The 18,379-nt window shown below is 63.4% G+C and carries 15 protein-coding genes; 2 read left to right on the forward strand and 13 right to left on the reverse strand.

Annotated features, from left to right (window positions below; all coding sequences use genetic code 11):
- Positions 1-71: 71 nt before the first annotated feature.
- From DCO48_RS19180 to DCO48_RS19195, 4 genes are all read right to left on the reverse strand, one after another.
- Complete coding sequence (locus DCO48_RS19180) at positions 72-2,918, reverse strand: valine--tRNA ligase (RefSeq protein WP_116552182.1); 2,847 nt, start codon at positions 2,916-2,918, stop codon at positions 72-74.
- A gap of 204 nt (positions 2,919-3,122) precedes the next feature.
- Positions 3,123-3,488, reverse strand: a complete 366-nt coding sequence (locus DCO48_RS19185) for a DNA polymerase III subunit chi (protein ID WP_116552183.1) — start codon at positions 3,486-3,488, stop codon at positions 3,123-3,125.
- A 5-nt stretch (positions 3,489-3,493) separates the two neighbouring features.
- Positions 3,494-3,922 (reverse strand): DNA polymerase III subunit chi, encoded by a 429-nt coding sequence (locus tag DCO48_RS19190; protein WP_116552184.1) that lies wholly within the window; start codon positions 3,920-3,922, stop codon positions 3,494-3,496.
- 51 nt (positions 3,923-3,973) lie between these two features.
- Positions 3,974-5,467 carry a leucyl aminopeptidase gene (locus DCO48_RS19195; RefSeq protein ID WP_116552185.1) on the reverse strand — a complete coding sequence of 498 codons (1,494 nt, stop codon included), beginning with the start codon at positions 5,465-5,467 and terminating at the stop codon, positions 3,974-3,976.
- A gap of 284 nt (positions 5,468-5,751) precedes the next feature.
- On the opposite strand from DCO48_RS19195, the gene lptF reads away from it, so the two are divergent.
- The gene (gene lptF / locus DCO48_RS19200; protein WP_116552186.1) at positions 5,752-6,867 is read left to right on the forward strand and encodes an LPS export ABC transporter permease LptF; all 1,116 of its coding nucleotides are present in this window, start codon (positions 5,752-5,754) and stop codon (positions 6,865-6,867) included.
- Positions 6,860-7,921, forward strand: a complete 1,062-nt coding sequence (lptG, locus tag DCO48_RS19205) for an LPS export ABC transporter permease LptG (RefSeq protein ID WP_116552187.1) — start codon at positions 6,860-6,862, stop codon at positions 7,919-7,921. Before lptF ends, lptG begins: the two co-directional genes overlap by 8 nt.
- A gap of 68 nt (positions 7,922-7,989) precedes the next feature.
- Here lptG and DCO48_RS19210 read toward each other — a convergent pair whose 3' ends face one another.
- The 9 genes from DCO48_RS19210 to arcC form a co-directional block, all read right to left on the reverse strand.
- On the reverse strand, positions 7,990-8,478 hold the full coding sequence (locus DCO48_RS19210; RefSeq protein WP_116552188.1) for an RDD family protein: 489 nt from the start codon (positions 8,476-8,478) through the stop codon (positions 7,990-7,992).
- 97 nt (positions 8,479-8,575) lie between these two features.
- Positions 8,576-8,788: a cold-shock protein gene (locus DCO48_RS19215; protein WP_007934683.1), complete on the reverse strand. Its 213-nt coding sequence runs from the start codon at positions 8,786-8,788 to the stop codon at positions 8,576-8,578.
- A gap of 359 nt (positions 8,789-9,147) precedes the next feature.
- Positions 9,148-10,272 (reverse strand): glycine cleavage system aminomethyltransferase GcvT, encoded by a 1,125-nt coding sequence (gcvT, locus tag DCO48_RS19220; protein ID WP_116552189.1) that lies wholly within the window; start codon positions 10,270-10,272, stop codon positions 9,148-9,150.
- Positions 10,273-10,299: 27 nt separating this feature from the next.
- Positions 10,300-11,676, reverse strand: a complete 1,377-nt coding sequence (locus DCO48_RS19225; RefSeq protein ID WP_116552190.1) for an L-serine ammonia-lyase — start codon at positions 11,674-11,676, stop codon at positions 10,300-10,302.
- A gap of 129 nt (positions 11,677-11,805) precedes the next feature.
- Positions 11,806-14,661 (reverse strand): aminomethyl-transferring glycine dehydrogenase, encoded by a 2,856-nt coding sequence (gcvP, locus tag DCO48_RS19230; RefSeq protein WP_116552191.1) that lies wholly within the window; start codon positions 14,659-14,661, stop codon positions 11,806-11,808.
- A gap of 11 nt (positions 14,662-14,672) precedes the next feature.
- Complete coding sequence (gcvH, locus tag DCO48_RS19235) at positions 14,673-15,056, reverse strand: glycine cleavage system protein GcvH (RefSeq protein WP_116552192.1); 384 nt, start codon at positions 15,054-15,056, stop codon at positions 14,673-14,675.
- A 293-nt stretch (positions 15,057-15,349) separates the two neighbouring features.
- The gene (locus tag DCO48_RS19240) at positions 15,350-16,858 is read right to left on the reverse strand and encodes a sigma-54-dependent transcriptional regulator (RefSeq protein ID WP_116552193.1); all 1,509 of its coding nucleotides are present in this window, start codon (positions 16,856-16,858) and stop codon (positions 15,350-15,352) included.
- A gap of 100 nt (positions 16,859-16,958) precedes the next feature.
- Entirely contained in the window at positions 16,959-17,327 is a 369-nt protein-coding gene (locus DCO48_RS19245) for a DUF5064 family protein (RefSeq protein WP_116552194.1), read from the reverse strand.
- A 54-nt stretch (positions 17,328-17,381) separates the two neighbouring features.
- Entirely contained in the window at positions 17,382-18,311 is a 930-nt protein-coding gene (gene arcC, locus DCO48_RS19250) for a carbamate kinase (protein ID WP_116552195.1), read from the reverse strand.
- Positions 18,312-18,379 lie beyond the last annotated feature (68 nt).

An 18,379-nucleotide genomic window follows, 5' to 3' on the forward strand; every position in this document is an offset into this window, starting at 1 on the left:
CCCACAGGGGGGAAGGTTAACCCTGTGGGAGCGGGCTCGTCCCGCGATGGCGTCGCTGAAGTCAGCGTGTGTTACAAGCTGGCGATCCGCGCATGCTGCTCGGTGAAGTTGGCCAGGGCCTGTTCGGCTTCGGCCAGCTTCGCGCGCTCCTTGTCGATCACCGCAGGCGGTGCCTTGTCAACGAACGCCGGATTCGACAGCTTGCCGCCAACGCGCTGGACTTCGCCCTGCAGACGCTGGATTTCCTTGTTCAGGCGCGCAAGCTCGGCGTCCTTGTCGATCAACCCGGCCATCGGCACCAGCACCTGCAGGTCGCCAACCAGGGCGGTGGCGCTGAGTGGCGCCTCGTCCTGTTCGCCGAGCACGGTGAAGGATTCGATCTTCGCCAGCTTTTTCAGCAGCGCTTCGTTTTCCTGCAGGCGACGCTGGTCTTCGGCACTGGCGTTCTTCAGGAACAGTTGCAGCGGCTTGCCCGGGCCGATGTTCATCTCGCCGCGGATGTTGCGCACGCCGAGCATCAGCTCTTTCAGCCACTCGATGTCGCCTTCGGCCGCCGCATCGATGCGGCTGTCGTTGGCCACGGGCCACGGCTGCAGCATGATGGTCTTGCCTTCGGCACCGGCCAGCGGCGCCAGGCGCTGCCAGATCTCTTCGGTGATGAACGGCATGAACGGGTGCGCCAGGCGCAGGGCCACTTCCAGCACGCGCACCAGGGTGCGACGGGTGCCGCGGGCGCGTTCGACCGGGGCGTTCTCGTCCCACAGCACAGGCTTGGACAGTTCCAGGTACCAGTCGCAGTACTGGTTCCAGATGAATTCGTACAGCGCCTGCGCCGCCAGGTCGAAGCGGAACTGCTCGAGCTGACGGGTCACCTCGGTTTCGGTGCGTTGCAACTGCGAGATGATCCAGCGGTCGGCCAGCGACAGCTCGTAGTCTTCGCCGTTCTGGCCGCAGTCTTCACCCTTGTCGAGCACGTAGCGCGCGGCGTTCCAGATCTTGTTGCAGAAGTTCCGGTAGCCTTCGACGCGGCCCATGTCGAACTTGATGTCGCGACCAGTGGAGGCCAGCGAGCAGAAGGTGAAGCGCAGGGCGTCGGTGCCGTAGCTGGCGATGCCTTCCGGGAACTCGGCGCGGGTCTGCTTGGCGATCTTCTCGGCCAGCTTCGGTTGCATCATGCCGCTGGTGCGTTTTTCCAGCAGTTCGTCCAGGGTGATGCCGTCGACGATGTCCAGCGGGTCGAGCACGTTGCCCTTGGACTTGGACATCTTCTGGCCCTGGCCGTCGCGGACCAGGCCATGCACGTAGACCGTCTTGAATGGCACCTGCGGGGTACCGTCCTCGTTCTTCACCAGGTGCATGGTCAACATGATCATCCGGGCAACCCAGAAGAAGATGATGTCGAAACCGGTCACCAGCACGTCGGTGGAGTGGAAGGTCTTGAGGAATTCGGTCTGCTGCGGCCAGCCCAGGGTGGAGAAGGTCCACAGGCCCGAACTGAACCAGGTGTCGAGCACATCGTTGTCCTGGTTCAGGACCACGTCGGCCCCCAGGTTGTGCTTGGCGCGGACTTCTTCCTCGCTACGGCCGACGTAGACCTTGCCGGACTCGTCGTACCAGGCCGGGATCCGGTGGCCCCACCACAGCTGGCGGCTGATGCACCAGTCCTGGATATCGCGCATCCAGGAGAAATACATGTTTTCGTACTGCTTGGGCACGAACTGGATGCGACCGTCTTCGACAGCGGCAATGGCCGGCTCGGCCAGCGGTTTGGTCGACACGTACCACTGGTCGGTCAGCCATGGCTCGATGACGGTGCCGGAGCGGTCGCCTTTCGGCACTTTCAGGGCATGGTCGTCGACGCTGACCAGCAGGCCGGCGGCATCGAAGTCGGCCACGATCTGCTTACGCGCAACGAAGCGATCCAGGCCGGCGTATTGTGCTGGCAGGCGGGCGTCGATGCTGTCGTTGACGCTGCCGTCGAGGTTGAACACCTGGGCCGCTGGCAGCACGAAGGCGTTCTTGTCGAAGATGTTCAGCAGTGGCAGGTTGTGGCGCTTGCCGACTTCGTAGTCGTTGAAGTCGTGGGCTGGGGTGATTTTCACGCAGCCAGTGCCGAATGCCGGGTCGCAGTAGTCGTCGGCGATGATCGGGATGCGCCGGCCAACCAGCGGCAGCTCGACAAATTTGCCGATCAGCGCCTGGTAGCGTTCGTCGTTCGGGTTGACCGCGACGGCGGCGTCGCCGAGCATGGTTTCCGGCCGGGTGGTGGCAACGACCAGGTAGTCCTTGCCTTCGGCGGTCTTGGCGCCGTCGGCCAGCGGGTAGCGCAGGTTCCACAGGTGGCCCTTCTCGTCGTGGTTTTCCACTTCGAGGTCGGAGATCGCCGTGTGCAGCTTGGTGTCCCAGTTGACCAGGCGTTTGCCGCGGTAGATCAGGCCGTCTTCATGCAGGCGCACGAAGGCTTCCTTGACCGCGTCGGACAGGCCGTCGTCCATGGTGAAGCGTTCGCGGCTCCAGTCTACCGAGGAGCCCAGGCGGCGGATCTGCCGGCTGATGTTGCCACCGGATTGCTCTTTCCATTCCCAGACTTTATCCAGGAACTTCTCGCGGCCGAGGTCGTGGCGGCTCTGGCCTTTGGCTTCGAGCTGGCGCTCGACCAACATTTGTGTGGCGATACCGGCGTGGTCGGTACCTGGCTGCCACAGGGTGTTGCGGCCTTGCATGCGACGGAAACGGATCAGGGCGTCCATGATCGCGTTGTTGAAGCCGTGCCCCATGTGCAGGCTGCCGGTGACGTTCGGCGGCGGGATCATGATGGTGTACGACTCGCCCGCACCTTGCGGGGCGAAATAATTCTCGGACTCCCAGGTGTTGTACCAGGAAGTTTCAATAGCGTGCGGCTGGTAGGTCTTATCCATGCGCGGCGGGACCCTATGGCATTAATTCGGGAAAGCCGAGCAGTATAACGGGGATAAGGCGCGGGGCGTAGCGTGAGGTGATGGTGGGGAGGTAGAAAGGCAGGTTTTCGGCGTTTTGGTCTCATCGCGGGACAAGCCCGCTTCCACCGGTACTGAATTGCCTTTGTGGGAGCGGGCTTGTCCCGCGATGAGGCCGCAGCAGGTTTACGGGTTCAACAACCGCTCAAGCCGCGCATCCAGGCGGCGCTTGATCTCGGTTTCGATATGCGGGGTAAAGTCGTTGATCACATCCTGCATGATCAACTGCGCAGCGGCGCGCAACTCGCTGTCCAGGTGCAGCAGGGTGTCCTGACGGCGGGTTTGCGGGTCGCGTTCGGGCGCTGCTTTCGGGGCTGCCGGCGGCGCAACGTCGACCGGCTCCAGCAGCAGCGGAATCTGTTCGTCGACCGGCTCCGTCAGCACCGTATCGGTAAGCATTGGTGGTTCCAGGGTATCGTCACCGAGCAGTTGGCGGATCGACTCAAGGTCGTCCAGCAGGTGCGCGGATTTAGGGTTTGCAGGTTTGTCCATCGTCGTCAGAGTCGCTGTAAGCGGTGATCTTGCAGAGCATAGCCCTGTTCGCGGTAGAAACGGAAACTCTCCCGGGCCGCCTGACGAATCGCGGGCTCTTCGACCACGATTTCGGCAATTCGGGCAAAACGCCCGGCAAAGGCTGGCACCTTGAGGTCCAGGTTGACCAGCAGGTCCGAATGGTTGCCGGCATCCTCGCCGATACCCAGTGCCACCGCAGCCTCGGCATCGTCCTCGGCAGGGCTGTGCGGCACGAAGGCCTCGCCCTTGAAGGCCCAGAGCCGCGCATCGAGTTCGTCGCGCTGCGCCGCATCGCTGCAGTTCAGGTACACCCGATGCCCCAGGCGCCAGGCCTTTTCGCAGAGTTTGCAGGCAAAATCCAGCCGCGCGGCGGGCGCGGGGCTGGGCAGAATATAGAAGTCGACTTTGCTCATGATGGTCGTGCCGGCCGGCTACACCCGCAGGTGCAGCCGGCAGCGCTCGTCTCAGGCGTTGGCGCGATCGAGCAGGTACTGGGTCAGCAGCGGCACCGGGCGGCCAGTGGCGCCCTTGTCCTTGCCGCCGCTGTTCCAGGCCGTGCCGGCGATGTCCAGGTGGGCCCAGTGGTAGGCCTTGGCAAAGCGCGAGAGGAAGCAACCAGCGGTGATCGAGCCGGCTTTCGGCCCACCGATGTTGGCGATGTCGGCGAACGGGCTATCCAACTGCTCCTGGTACTCATCGAACAGCGGCAGTTGCCAGGCGCGGTCGTCGGCACGCTTGCCGGCGTCGAGCAGTTGGTCGATCAGGTCGTCGTTGTTACCCATCAGGCCGGAAGTGTGGCTGCCCAGGGCAACGATGCAGGCGCCGGTCAGGGTGGCGATGTCGATCACTGCCTGCGGCTTGAAGCGCTCGGCGTAGGTCAGGGTGTCGCACAACACCAAGCGGCCTTCGGCGTCGGTATTGAGGATCTCTACCGTTTGCCCGCTCATGGTGGTGACGATATCGCCCGGACGGGTTGCGCCGCCGCTCGGCATGTTCTCGGCACAGGCCAGCAGGCACACCAGGTTGATCGGCAGTTGCAGATCGAGTACTGCCCGCAGGGTGCCGAAGACACTGGCGGCGCCGCCCATGTCGTACTTCATTTCATCCATGCCGGCGCCCGGCTTGAGGCTGATGCCGCCGGTATCGAAGGTGATGCCCTTGCCAACCAGCACGAACGGCTTCTCGCTCTTCTTGCCGCCCTGGTATTGCATGACGATCAGCCGTGGCGGCTGGTCGCTGCCCTGGCCGACGGCGTAGAACGCGCCCATGCCCAGGTCCTTGATCTTCTTCTCGTCGAGCACTTCGACTTTCAGGGCCTTGTAGGCCTTGCCCAGGCCCTTGGCCTGTTCGGCCAGGTAGCTTGGGTGGCAGATGTTCGGCGGCTGGTTGCCCAGGTCACGGGTGAAACGCATGCCGGCGGCGATAGCAGTGGCGTGTTTGACCGCCCGCTCGACCTCGGCCTGGCCGGTTTTCTCGACCAGCAGGGTGATCTTTTTCAGCGCCCGTGGCTCGACTTTCTGGCTCTTGTAGAGGTCGAAGACGTATTCGCCGTCGAGCAGGGTTTCGGCCAGCAGGCGGGTTTTGCCGTAGTGGGCGTCACGGCCGCTGACGGCGATGTCGTCCAGCGCCAGGCTCGCGTCGCTCCCGGCCAGGCCCTTGAGCACGGTCAGCACGCTGTTGATCACTTTGCGCCAGTTGCGGTCGCCGAGGCTGTCTTCCTTGCCGACGCCCACCAACAGCACGCGCTCGGCCTTCAGGCCTGGCAGGCCTTGCAGTAGCAGGGTCTGGCCAACCTTGCCGGCCAGGTCGCCGCGCTTGAGCACGGCGCTCAGGGCACCGGCCGTGGCCTCGTCGATGGCCTTGGCGGTGTTACCCAGTTTGCGCCCTTCGCCGACAGGCACGACCAGAGTGGCGGTTTTCAAGGATGCTGCGGCTACGCTTTTTACAACCAATTCCATGTCAGGGTCCCCGAATGAACTGTCTTCACGCGCTGTCGTTGCAGGCGTTTCAGGCGGATGTTTGCGCGTCGGCGCGCGAAAGATAAAGCCGCCAGTTTGAGCCTGCTTTGGCTGCGCTGACAACCCCGTGATGAAGCATTGCGCCACGCCAAGTGACAGGCACGGTCAATCACAGGATAATGCGCCGACTTTTGTCCGGGTCCGCTGTGCGAGCCGGCAACTATCATGGTTGCAACGTTTTCCTTGTTCGGCTGTCTGAGCCTGACAACCCAGGAGTGTCTGGTTTGATCGTCTTCCGTTATTTGTCCCGCGAGGTCCTGCTGACCTTGAGCGCCGTCAGCGCTGTGCTGCTGGTGATCATCATGAGCGGGCGCTTCATCAAATACCTGGCCCAGGCGGCCCAGGGCATGCTCGATCCGGGCGTGCTGTTCATGATCATGGGTTTCCGTCTGCCGGGCTTCCTGCAACTGATCCTGCCGCTGGGGCTGTTCCTCGGCATCCTGCTGGCCTATGGGCGGCTTTATCTCGAAAGCGAGATGACGGTGCTCTCGGCCACCGGCATGAGCCAGCAGCGCCTGCTTGCCATGACCATGGCGCCGGCCCTGCTGGTCGCCCTGCTGGTGGCGTGGTTGAGCCTGAGCCTGGCTCCACAGGGCGTGGCACGGGTGGCGCAGATCATCAACCAGCAGGATGCCCTGACCGAGTTCGACACCTTGGTGCCGGGTCGCTTCCAGAACCTGCGCGACGGTTCGCGGGTGACCTACACCGAGCAGTTGTCGGATGACCGTTCGAAGCTGGGCGGGGTGTTCATCAGCGAGAAGCGCCTGTCTACCGACAAGTCCAAGGACCGTGGCATTTCCGTGCTGGTGGCCGAAAAGGGGCGGCAGGAGGTGCAGGCCGACGGCAACCGCTACCTGATTCTGGAAAATGGCTATCGCTACGACGGTAACCCAGGCCAGGCCGACTACCGGGCGATCAAGTACGACACCTATGGGGTGTTGTTGCCCAAGCCGGAAGTCAGCGCCGAAGTCACCGAGCGCGAAGCGATCCCGACGTCCGAGCTGTTCGCTCACGACGGGCTGCGCGAGCGCGCCGAGCTGCAATGGCGCCTGTCGTTGCCGCTGCTGGTCTTCATCGTGACCCTGATGGCGGTGCCGCTGTCGCGGGTCAATCCGCGCCAGGGCCGTTTCCTCAAGCTGCTGCCGGCGATCCTTCTGTATATGGCTTACCTGACGATTCTGATTGCCGCCCGTGGCGCCCTGGAGAAAGGCAAGATGCCGATCGCCCTTGGCCTGTGGTCGGTGCATGGCCTGTTCCTGGTGATCGGCCTGGGCCTGATGTACTGGGAGCCGCTGCGCCTGAAGCTGGCCAGCCGGCGTCTGGAGGTGGCCCATGGCTAAGCTCGACCGCTACATCGGCCAGAGCGTGTTCATGGCCATTCTTGCCGTGCTGGGGATCATTCTTGGCCTGGCTTCCTTGTTCGCCTTCATCGACGAGATGAGCGACATCAGCGACAGCTACACCCTGTGGGATGCGGGTAACTTCGTCCTGCTGACCGCGCCGCGGCGGCTCTATGACATGCTGCCGATGGCGGCACTGATCGGCTGTCTGATCGGCCTGGGCAGCCTGGCGAGCAACAGCGAGCTGACCATCATGCGGGCGGCCGGTGTGTCGATCGGGCGTATCGTCTGGGCGGTGATGAAGCCGATGCTGGTGCTGATGCTGGCCGGCGTGCTGATCGGCGAGTACCTCGCCCCGGTCACCGAGAACAAGGCCCAGGCCGACCGTTCGCTGGCGCAGGGCAGTGGCGACGCGCAAAGCTCCAAGCGTGGCCTGTGGCACCGCCAGGGTGAAGAGTTCGTGCACATCAACACTGTGCAACCGAATGGTTTGCTACTGGGTGTGACGCGCTATCGCTTCGACAACGAGCGGCACATGCAGACCTCGAGTTTTGCTCGACGTGCGCAGTATGTGGAAGGGCATTGGGAGCTGACCGATGTGACCACCACGCATTTCCGTGGCGATCACACCGAGGTCATCAACAACCCGCAAGAGCGCTGGGATGTGGCGTTGACCCCGGAGCTGCTCAACACCGTGGTGTTGGCACCGGAGTCGCTGTCGATCACCGGGCTGTGGGATTACATCCACTACCTGTCCGACCAGGGGCTGAACAATGCCCGCTACTGGCTGGCGTTCTGGACCAAGGTGCTGCAGCCGATGGTGACGGCGGCGCTGGTGTTGATGGCGGTGTCGTTCATCTTCGGGCCGTTGCGTTCGGTGACGCTGGGGCAACGAGTGTTTACCGGTGTGCTGGTTGGGTTTGTGTTCCGCATTGCACAGGATCTGCTTGGGCCATCAAGCCAGGTGTTCGGCTTCCCACCACTGTTGGCGGTGGTGCTGCCAGCGGCGATCTGTGCATTGGCCGGGGTTTGGTTGTTGCGTCGGGCGGGGTAGGTTGCGCTGACGTGCAAAGAGCCGACCGTAGGGTCGGCTTTTTTGTGGGCGTTTGGAACGTGCGGCCATTACTTCTTAGGTTTGGGAATCCGCACCAGCTGCGTCTCCGAGTAAATGTCATGCCAGCTGCGCTTACGCTTATCCACCAGCACCCAGAGGAACCCCAACCCCAAGCACAACCATGAGCCTATCGACACCACAAACCTCAACAGCGCCTGCCACAGGCTGATCGCCGAGCCATCGGTGTTCTGTACCCGCACGCCCCACACCTGCATACCCAGCGTCTGCCCGCCATGGGTCCAGAACTTGGCAAAGAACCCGAACAGCATAAACAGCAGAATCGTCGACAACAGCGGATCGCCATCCAGCGCCCCGGCCTCGGTCAACGTTTTCATCCGCGCCTCGCCGAGAATCGCCAGTTGCACCATCTTGTACACCAGCGTGGTCACCATCAGCAGCGCCACACACAGCAGGAAGTCATAAAACATCGCGGCCAGGCGACGACCCAGGCCGGCCACCGGAAACTCACCCTGCGGCTGCAATAATTGCTTGGGCATACGGAACGGCTCCTTGCGCAAAAACGCCCATTCTACGGAATCGCAGGCACAAAAAAGCCTCTGCTGTTACCAGCAGAGGCTCTTTTGTTGATGAAGATCAGCCTTCGGCTTGAACTTCGTCAGCTTGCATGCCTTTTTGGCCCTGCACAGCGACGAAAGTCACTTTCTGGCCTTCTTTCAGGCTCTTGAAGCCGTTGCCTTGAATAGCGCGGAAGTGTACGAACAGATCCGGACCGCTTTCAGGAGTGATGAAGCCAAAACCTTTCTCGTCGTTAAACCACTTGACGGTACCGCTCTGACGTTGGGACATTGTCTTATTTCCTTTGAAACTTAGAATTAGTAACAGTTTCTTCCAAATGAAAGAGTACTGGGCTGGGTTGCAGGAAAGTAAGAGACGTCGAACGGGTTGTAGCAATCTCAGCGCTACTGCCCAGGTCACGAACCATAGCGACCCATGCAAACACAGTGCAGTGACTCTACGCTAACTCTCGCGAAAAAAACAAGCCCCGCAGACCGCTGGTTCTGTGCCTTTTAGCGACCTTTTGCAGAAATTTTTCAGGGCCGTTACGGCGCCGATTTCTGGCATGTTCGATTGTTATAAAACGCGTTCGAAAACGAATATCCCGAACGCGTCATGACACTTTGTTTCCGGCTTCACTGCACGCGGTATCAACCGCGGTAGTAACGCTGCGGCACAAACGGCATCTTGCTCACTTTCATGGCCACCCGTTTACCTCGAACAATCGCCCAAACTGGTGTATCCAGTGCAGTGTGCGCCGTATCGAGATAACCCATTGCAACCGGGCCGGCGAGTGTCGGACCAAAGCCGCCACTGCAGACTTTTCCGATAACTATGCCGTCGTTATCCACAATCTCGGCGTCTTCCCGGACCGGCGTGCGTTCTTGTGGCAACAGGCCCACACGTTTGCGCGCAACACCACTTTGTTGTTGTTCGAACACTCGCTGCGCGCCTGGGAAGCCACCGGCGCGTGCACCGTCGGCGCGGCGGACTTTGGAGATTGCCCAGAGCAGGCTGGCTTCGATCGGGGTGGTCGCGCTGTTCATGTCATGCCCATACAGGCACAGGCCGGCTTCCAGGCGCAGCGAGTCGCGCGCGCCGAGGCCGATGGCGGCGACCTCCGGCTCGGCCAACAGGCGGCGGGCCAGTGCTTCGGCGGCGTCGGCCGGAACGGAAATTTCGAAGCCGTCTTCGCCGGTGTAACCCGAGCGGCTGACGAAGCAGTCATGCCCCAGCAGTCGCACAGGGGCGAACTGCATGAAGGTCATCTTCGCCACCTCGGGTGCCAGGCGGGCCAGTACGCTAACGGCGGCCGGGCCTTGCAGGGCGAGTAGGGCGCGCTCGGCGAACAACGGCTGGATCTCGCACTGGTCGCCGATCTGCTGGCGCAGATGGGCCAGGTCCTGGTCCTTGCAGGCCGCGTTGACCACCAGGAACAATTCGTCGTTGCCCAGGTTGGCGACCATCAGGTCATCGAGGATGCCGCCCTGCGCGTTGGTGAACATGGCGTAGCGTTGCATGCCCACCGGCAGGTCGACGATATCGACCGGCACCAGGGTTTCCAGGGCCTTGGCTGCGTTGGCGCCACTCAGGCGGATCTGGCCCATGTGCGACACGTCGAACAGGCCGGCCTGTTCACGGGTATGCAGGTGTTCTTTCATCACCCCCAGCGGGTACTGGACCGGCATGTCATAGCCGGCGAACGGCACCATGCGCGCGCCGAGTTCCAGGTGCAGGGCATGCAGTGGGGTTTGCTGCAGTGTTTCGGTGGACATTGATGACTCCTAGGGGCTGAGGGAGGGTCAGCATTCGATGATGTTGACGGCCAGACCGCCACGGGCGGTCTCCTTGTATTTGCTTTTCATGTCGGCGCCAGTCTGGCGCATGGTGCGGATCACTTTGTCGAGCGAGACGAAGTGCTGGCCATCGCCGCGCAGGGCCATGCGCACGGCATTGATGGCCTTGACCGAGCCCATGGCGTTGCGCTCGATGCAGGGCACCTGGACCAACCCGCCGATCGGGTCGCAGGTCAGGCCGAGGTTGTGTTCCATACCGATTTCGGCGGCGTTTTCGACCTGCTGTACGCTGCCGCCGAGCACTTCGCACAGGGCTCCGGCGGCCATCGAGCAGGCCACGCCGACCTCGCCCTGACAGCCGACTTCGGCGCCGGAAATCGAGGCGTTTTCCTTGTAGAGGATGCCGATCGCGGCGGCGGTGAGCAGAAAGCGCACCACGCCGTCTTCGTTGGCACCGCCGATGAAGCGCATGTAGTAGTGCAGCACTGCTGGCACGATACCCGCCGCACCGTTGGTCGGTGCGGTGACCACGCGCCCGCCGAAGGCGTTTTCTTCGTTCACGGCCAGCGCGTAGAGGTTGACCCAGTCGAGCACCGAGAGGGCGTCGCGCAGGCTGGCCTCCGGGTGCTGGCAGAGCTGGCGGTGCAGGGCGGCGGCCCGCCGCTTGACCTTCAGGCCACCGGGCAGAATGCCTTCGTTGCGACAGCCGGCGGCGACGCAGTCCTGCATGACTTGCCAGATCTTCAGCAAGCCGCTGCGGGTTTCGCTTTCCGGGCGCCAGGCCGTTTCGTTGGCGAGCATCACCTGGCTGATCGACAGGTGGTGCGTGCTGCAATGGGCCAGCAGTTGCTTGGCGGTCTTGAACGGGTAGGGCAGCACGGTGCTGTCCTCGACGATGCGGTCGGCACCGGCGGCATCTTCGTCGACCACAAAACCACCGCCGACCGAGTAGTACTCGCGGCTGCGGATTTGCAGGCCGGCGCTATCGAAGGCGCGGAAGATCATACCGTTGGGGTGAAAGGCCAACGGTTTGCGAATCATCGCCAGGTGCAGCTTTTCGTTGAAGGCGATGGGGTGTTCGCCGAGCAGGGAGAGACTGCCGCTGCTGCGGATGCTGGCAAGGCGGGCCGGGATGCTGTCGGTGTCGACGCTGTCCGGGTGCTCGCCTTCCAGACCGAGCAGCACCGCCTTGTCGCTGCCGTGACCCTTGCCGGTGGCGCCGAGCGAGCCATACAGCTCGACCCTGACGCTGGCCGTGCTGGCCAGTAGCGCGTCGCGGCGCAAACCCTCGGCGAACCGCGCCGCGGCCCGCATCGGGCCGACGGTATGGGAACTGGAGGGGCCGATGCCGATCTTGAACAGGTCGAAGACGCTCAGTGACATGGTCGTACCCTCGTGAGTTGGGTTGTCGGCATCGCGGGACGAGTCGGGTCGCCGCACCGCCGCTCCCACAGCGGTATCGGTGATTCTGTGGGAGCGGGCTCGTCCCGCGATAGGCCCATAACGCCGGGCTCAAGCGTCCTGGTAGCTCTCGATCGACGGGCAAGCGCACACCAGGTTGCGGTCGCCAAACACGTTGTCGACACGCCCGACCGGCGGCCAGTACTTGCTTTCCACCAGCGATGCCAGCGGGTACACCGCCTGTTCGCGGCTGTAGCCATGTGGCCACTCGCCGGCCAGTTCCGCCGCCGTGTGCGGGGCGTTCTTCAGCGGGTTGTCGTCCTTGTCCAGGCTGCCGTTCTCGACCGCGCGAATCTCTTCGCGAATGCAGATCATGGCGTTGATGAAGCGGTCGAGCTCTTCCTTGGACTCGCTTTCGGTCGGCTCGATCATCAAGGTGCCGGCCACCGGGAAGGACATGGTCGGGGCGTGGAAGCCGAAGTCGATCAGGCGCTTGGCCACGTCGTCGACGCTGATACCGCTGCTGTCCTTGATCGGGCGCAGGTCGAGGATGCACTCATGGGCAACCAGGCCATTGCTGCCGGTGTACAACACAGGATAGTGCTCTTCCAGGCGGCGGGCGATGTAGTTGGCATTGAGGATCGCCATCTGCGAAGCACGCGTGAGGCCGGCGCCGCCCATCATGCGGATGTACATCCAGGTGATCGGCAGGATGCTCGCGCTACCGAATGGCGCGGCGCACACCGCGCCCTGTTTCTGCTCCAGGTGCGCATGCCCCGGCAGGAACGGCGCCAGGTGTGACTTGACGCCGATCGGGCCGACGCCCGGACCGCCACCGCCGTGTGGAATGCAGAAGGTCTTGTGCAGGTTCAGGTGGGACACGTCGCCGCCGAACTTGCCCGGAGCGCACAGGCCGACCATGGCGTTCATGTTGGCGCCGTCGATGTACACCTGGCCGCCGTTGTCGTGGATGATCGCGCAGATCTCGCCGATGGCTTCTTCGAACACGCCGTGGGTCGACGGGTAGGTGATCATCAGGGCGGCCAGTTGCTCGCGGTGCTCGATGGCCTTGGCGCGCAGGTCGTCGATGTCGACGTTGCCACGGGCGTCACAGGCGGTCACTACCACGCGCATGCCGGCCATGTGCGCGGTCGCCGGGTTGGTGCCGTGCGCCGAGGACGGGATCAGGCAGATGTCGCGGCGTGCATCGCCACGGCTCTGGTGATAGGCACGGATCGCCAGCAGGCCGGCGTACTCACCCTGGGAGCCGGCGTTCGGCTGCAGCGACACGGCGTCGTAGCCGGTGGCGGCGCAGAGCATGGCCTCCAGTTCGTCGGTCAGTTGCTGGTAGCCCTGGCTCTGTTCGGCGGGGGCGAATGGGTGCAGGTTGCCGAACTCGGCCCAGGTCACCGGGATCATTTCGCTGGCAGCGTTAAGCTTCATGGTGCACGAGCCCAGCGGGATCATGGTGCGGTCGAGTGCCAGGTCCTTGTCGGCCAGTTTGCGCAGGTAGCGCATCAGCTCGGTTTCGCTGTGGTAGCGGTTGAACACCGGGTGTTCGAGAATTGCCGACTGGCGCAGCAGGGTAGCTGGCAGGCGCGACTCGACGGATGCAGCAAGGGCGGCGAAGTTCGGGCTGGCGTGGCCGTTGGCAAACAGTGCCCACAGCGCCTCGACGTCGGCCGGACGGCTGGTTTCGTCGAGCGACAGGCCCAGGCGCTGCGCGTCGATCTGGCGCAGGTTCAGTTGTTGGCTGCGGGCCTTGGCGTGCACGGCGGCGGTGTTGGCGCCAGTGTTCAGGGTCAAGGTATCGAAGAACGCCTCGCCTTCAACCGTCACGCCCAGGGCTTTCAGGCCGCTGGCCAGAATCGCGGTGAGGTGGTGGGTGCGTTCGGCGATTTGCTTCAGGCCCTGCGGGCCGTGGTACACGGCGTACATGCTGGCGATGTTGGCCAGCAGTACCTGCGCGGTGCAAATGTTGCTGGTGGCCTTCTCGCGGCGGATGTGTTGCTCGCGGGTCTGCATGGCCAGACGCAGCGCGGTCTTGCCGAAGCGGTCGATCGACACGCCGACCAGGCGGCCCGGCATGTCACGCTTGAACGCGTCACGGGTAGCGAAGTAGGCCGCGTGCGGGCCACCGAAGCCCAGTGGCACGCCAAAGCGCTGGGCGCTACCGATGGCCACGTCGGCGCCGAATTCACCCGGTGGGGTCAGCAGGGTCAGGGCCAGCAGGTCGGCGGCGACCGCGACCAGGGCGTTGGCGGCGTGGAAGCGCGCGACCAGTTCGCGGTAGTCGAACACCTGGCCATTGCTGGCCGGGTATTGCAGCAGGGCGCCGAAGAACGCGCCGACGTCGCTCAGCTCGCGCTCATCGCCGACCACGACCTCGATGCCCAGTGGTTCGGCACGGGTACGCAGCACGTCGAGGGTTTGCGGGTGGCAATGCACCGACGCAAAGAACGCATGGCTGCCTTTATTCTTGCTCAGGCGCTTGCAGAAGGTCATCGCTTCGGCGGCGGCGGTGGCTTCGTCGAGCAGCGAGGCGTTGGCGATGGGCAGGCCGCTGAGGTCGCTGATCAGGGTCTGGAAGTTCAGCAGCGCTTCCAGGCGGCCCTGGGAGATTTCTGGCTGATAGGGGGTATAGGCGGTGTACCAAGCCGGGTTTTCCAGCAGGTTGCGCAGGATCGGCGCCGGGGTGTGGCAGTTGTAGTAGCCCTGGCCGATGTAGCTCTTGAACAGCTGGTTGTTGCCAGCGATGGCTTTGAGCGAGGCGAGTGCATCGGCTTCGCTTTGCCCTTCGCCCAGGCCCAGTACGCTGGTGCCCTTGATGCTGTCGGGGATCACCGCCGCGCTCATGGCGTCGAGGGAGTCGAAGCCGAGGGTGGCGAGCATGGCCTGCTCGTCGGCCTCGCGCGGGCCGATGTGGCGGGCGATGAATTCGTTGGCAGTGCCGAGGTTGATGGTCATGAACGGATTCCTCAGACGTCGGCGTTGGCTTTGATCAGGCGGTCGTAGGCGTCCTGGTCGAGCAGTTGCGCGACGGCGCCGGCGTTGGCCGGGATAAAGCGGAAGAACCAGCCTTCGCCCAGCGGATCTTCGTTGACCAGCTCCGGGCTGTCGTTCAGTTGCTCGTTGACGGCCACCACCTCACCGGTCAGCGGCATGTACACGCCGCTGGCGGCTTTCACCGATTCCACGGTGGAGGCTTCGGTGCCTTGCTCGTAGCTTTGCAGTTCTGGCAGTTGCACATAGACCACGTCACCCAGGGCGTTCTGGGCGAAGGCGGTGATGCCGACGGTAACGCTGCCATCAGCTTCGGTACGCAGCCATTCGTGGTCTTCGGTATAACGCAACTCGCTCATGGGAACTCCTCAGTGGCCGCCGCAGACGGCCGGATGCGGTAGGGCGCGGTTACGGGGCCGCGCCAGGGACTGAGGATTTCCTTAGCAAATTCGCGGCCATTTAGTAAAAAATCATATAAAACAATGTCTTATGATTTTTTGCTGACCGATTGGCTATTGCGCTGTAATGAAATCGCTACACCCAAGCGGCCGAAAAAAAGCCGTGGGGGATCAAAACCTTGCAGCACAGCCTCAAAACTGTGCTGTATCGAATTCGTTCCGCCGTAGCGTTTTCAGTCCACTGGGTGTCGTTCTCAGACCTTGCCAGGGATGCCGTACTTGCGCAGGCGGTGGGCGATGGCGGTGTGCGAGGTTTGTAGCCGGCTGGCCAACTGGCGGGTCGAGGGGTAGCTGGCGTAGAGCTTTTCCAGCAGGGTTTTCTCGAAATCCTCCACCGCCTGTTCGAGGCTGGCGACTTCGCCGTCGTGCTCGCGGGCCACCGAGGTGCCGGCGATATCCAGGTCGCCGATATCCACCAGGCTGCTTTCGCAGATGGCGGCGGCGCGGAAGATCACGTTCTGCAGTTGGCGCACGTTGCCCGGCCAGCGGTTGCCGAGCAGCGCTGGGTAGGTGCCGGGCGCCAGCCGGCAGAGCGGGCGCTGGATCTGCGTGCAGGCCTGCTGCATGAAGTAGCGGGCCAGCATCAGGATGTCCTGGCCGCGCTCGCGCAGTGGTGGCACTTGCAGGTTGAGCACGTTCAGCCGGTAGAACAGGTCTTCGCGGAAGCTGCCCTCGGCGACCATGCGTTCAAGGTCGCGGTGGGTGGCGCTGAGGATGCGCACATTGACCTTCACTTCGCGGTCGCCGCCAACGCGGCGGAAGCTGCCGTCGTTGAGAAAACGCAGCAGCTTGGCTTGCAGGTAGGGCGACATCTCGCCGATTTCGTCGAGGAACACCGTGCCCTGGTTGGCCAGCTCCATCAGCCCCGGCTTGCCGCCGCGCTGGGCGCCGGTGAAGGCGCCGGGGGCGTAGCCGAACAGTTCGCTTTCGGCGAGGTTTTCCGGCAACGCGGCGCAGTTCAAGGCCAGGAACGGTGCACTGTGGCGGCTGCTGATGGCATGACAGGCGCGCGCCACCAGCTCTTTGCCGGTGCCGGTTTCGCCATGAATCAGTAATGGCGCGTCCAGCGCCGCCACCCGCAAGGCGCGGGCCTTGAGCGTGCGGATCGGCGGCGAGTCGCCGAGCAGCGCGTCGAAGCCTTCGGCGTGGTCGTGGTGCAGGGCCGACAGGCGCTCGCCGATGCGGTTCGGCTGATACAGGGTCAGCAGGGCACCGGCATTGGTGATCGGGGTGGCGTCGAGCAGCAGGGTCTGGCCGTTGAGTAGCACTTCGCGCATCGGCAGGTGGAAGCCGTTTTCGATCAGGCTCTCCAGCAGCCCGGCATCGCCGAACAGTTCGGCCACCGAGCGCCCGCCCGGTTCGGCGCCGTACAGGGCGATCAGCGCCGGGTTGGCCAACAGCACGTGGCCGGCGCTGTCGAGCGCCAGTACCGGGTCGCTCATGGCGGCGAGCAGGGCGTCGAGCTGCAGGTGGCGGCGCTGGCCGGGGAGAATGTCGACGACCCGCACGGTTTGCACGCCGTGCACGTTGAGCAGGGCGTCGTGGAGTTCTTCGAGTACCTCGGGGCTCAGGGTCGGGGCATCGATGTAGACGTTGGGCGGCACCATCTCCACCGCGTCCAGGTTCAGGTTACGGGCGCCGAGCAGGGCCAATACTTCCTGGGTGATGCCGACGCGGTCGATGAAGCTGACGTGAATACGCATGTGGAGGGAACTTGTTCCGGGGTGGCCGAGGCGGCCAGTATGCCTTGCGCCCGCCTGGCGGTCGAATCGCCGGCAAGGCCGGCGAAGCGGCGCTCAGGCCTTACTCGAAATGTTCAGGCTTGACCGGATCGCCATACTTCACATCGAGCTTCTCGCGAATGTCCTCGAACATCTTGTCGTAGAGCTTGTGCCCCGAGCCCAGGCTCTCGAACTTCTTCGGCGACGGCAGGTAGCTCTGCGCCTTGCGCGTGGCAATGCTGAGGAAACTGGGCAGCACCTCTTCCTTGCTCAGGAAGAACTTTTCCTCGACGGTCTTGCCTTCGATGCTCCCGTGCATGTGGAATTCGATACCACGCCCTTTCGACGGGTCCTGGGCGACTGCGTATTCGATATTCAGGTCGTAGCTGTGGTCAGCGGTGTTCAGTGCCGTGCGCTCGATATGCACGTGACCGGGTTGGAACTGGGCCATGACGGAATCCTCCGGGAAGGTGAAAACGACGGGCCCGGGGCCCGCCAACTGCATTCAACGGTAGCTGATTCCCGGCTTGCCGGTCGACACCCGGGTACCGGCGGTACCCTTGACGATCTCTTCGATGTCAGCCAGCGAGCCGATCACCGCGACTTTACCGGTGTTGCGGGCAAAGTCGCAGGCGGCCTGGACTTTCGGGCCCATGGAGCCGGCAGCAAAGCCCAGGCGTTCGAGCTCGTCCGGGTGCGCTTCGGCAATCGCCTTCTGGGTAGGCTTGCCGTAGTCGATGAAGGCCGCGTTGACGTCGGTGGCAATCACCAGCAGGTCGGCGTCCAGCTGTTCGGCAAGCAGCGCCGAGCAGAGGTCCTTGTCGATCACCGCCTCGATGCCCTTGAGCTTGCGATTGGCGTCGTACAGGGTGGGGATCCCGCCGCCACCGGCGCAAATCACGATGCTGTTCTTTTCCAGCAGCCATTTGATCGGGCGGATCTCGAAGATGCGCTTGGGTTTGGGGCTGGCCACTACACGGCGGTACTTGTCGCCATCGGCTTTGACTACCCAGCCTTTTTCCTTGGCCAGGCGTTCGGCTTCTTCCTTGCTGTAGACCGGGCCGATGAACTTGGTCGGGTCCTTGAAGGCCGGGTCGTTGGCGTCGACTTCGACCTGGGTCAGCAGGGTGGCGAACGGCACTTCGAAGTCGAGCAGGTTGCCCAGCTCCTGTTCGATCATGTAGCCGATCATGCCTTCGGTTTCGGCGCCGAGCACGTCCAGCGGGTAGGCTTCGTCCGGCTTGTACGACTGAGCTTGCAGCGACAGCAGGCCGACTTGCGGGCCATTGCCGTGGGCGATGACCAGTTCGTTACCCGGGTGGATCTTGGCGATCTGTTCGGTGGCGACGCGGATGTTGGCGCGCTGATTGTCTGCTGTCATGGGCTCGCCACGACGTAGCAAGGCGTTGCCGCCCAATGCAACAACGATACGCATGATGAATTCCTTCCAGAAGAGAGCGGGAGGCTGAACGGGCCGCCGCTCCCACAGGGGAGGGCGGCAGC

The sequence above is a fragment of the Pseudomonas sp. SDI genome (genome assembly GCF_003105155.1).
Lineage (GTDB): Bacteria > Pseudomonadota > Gammaproteobacteria > Pseudomonadales > Pseudomonadaceae > Aquipseudomonas.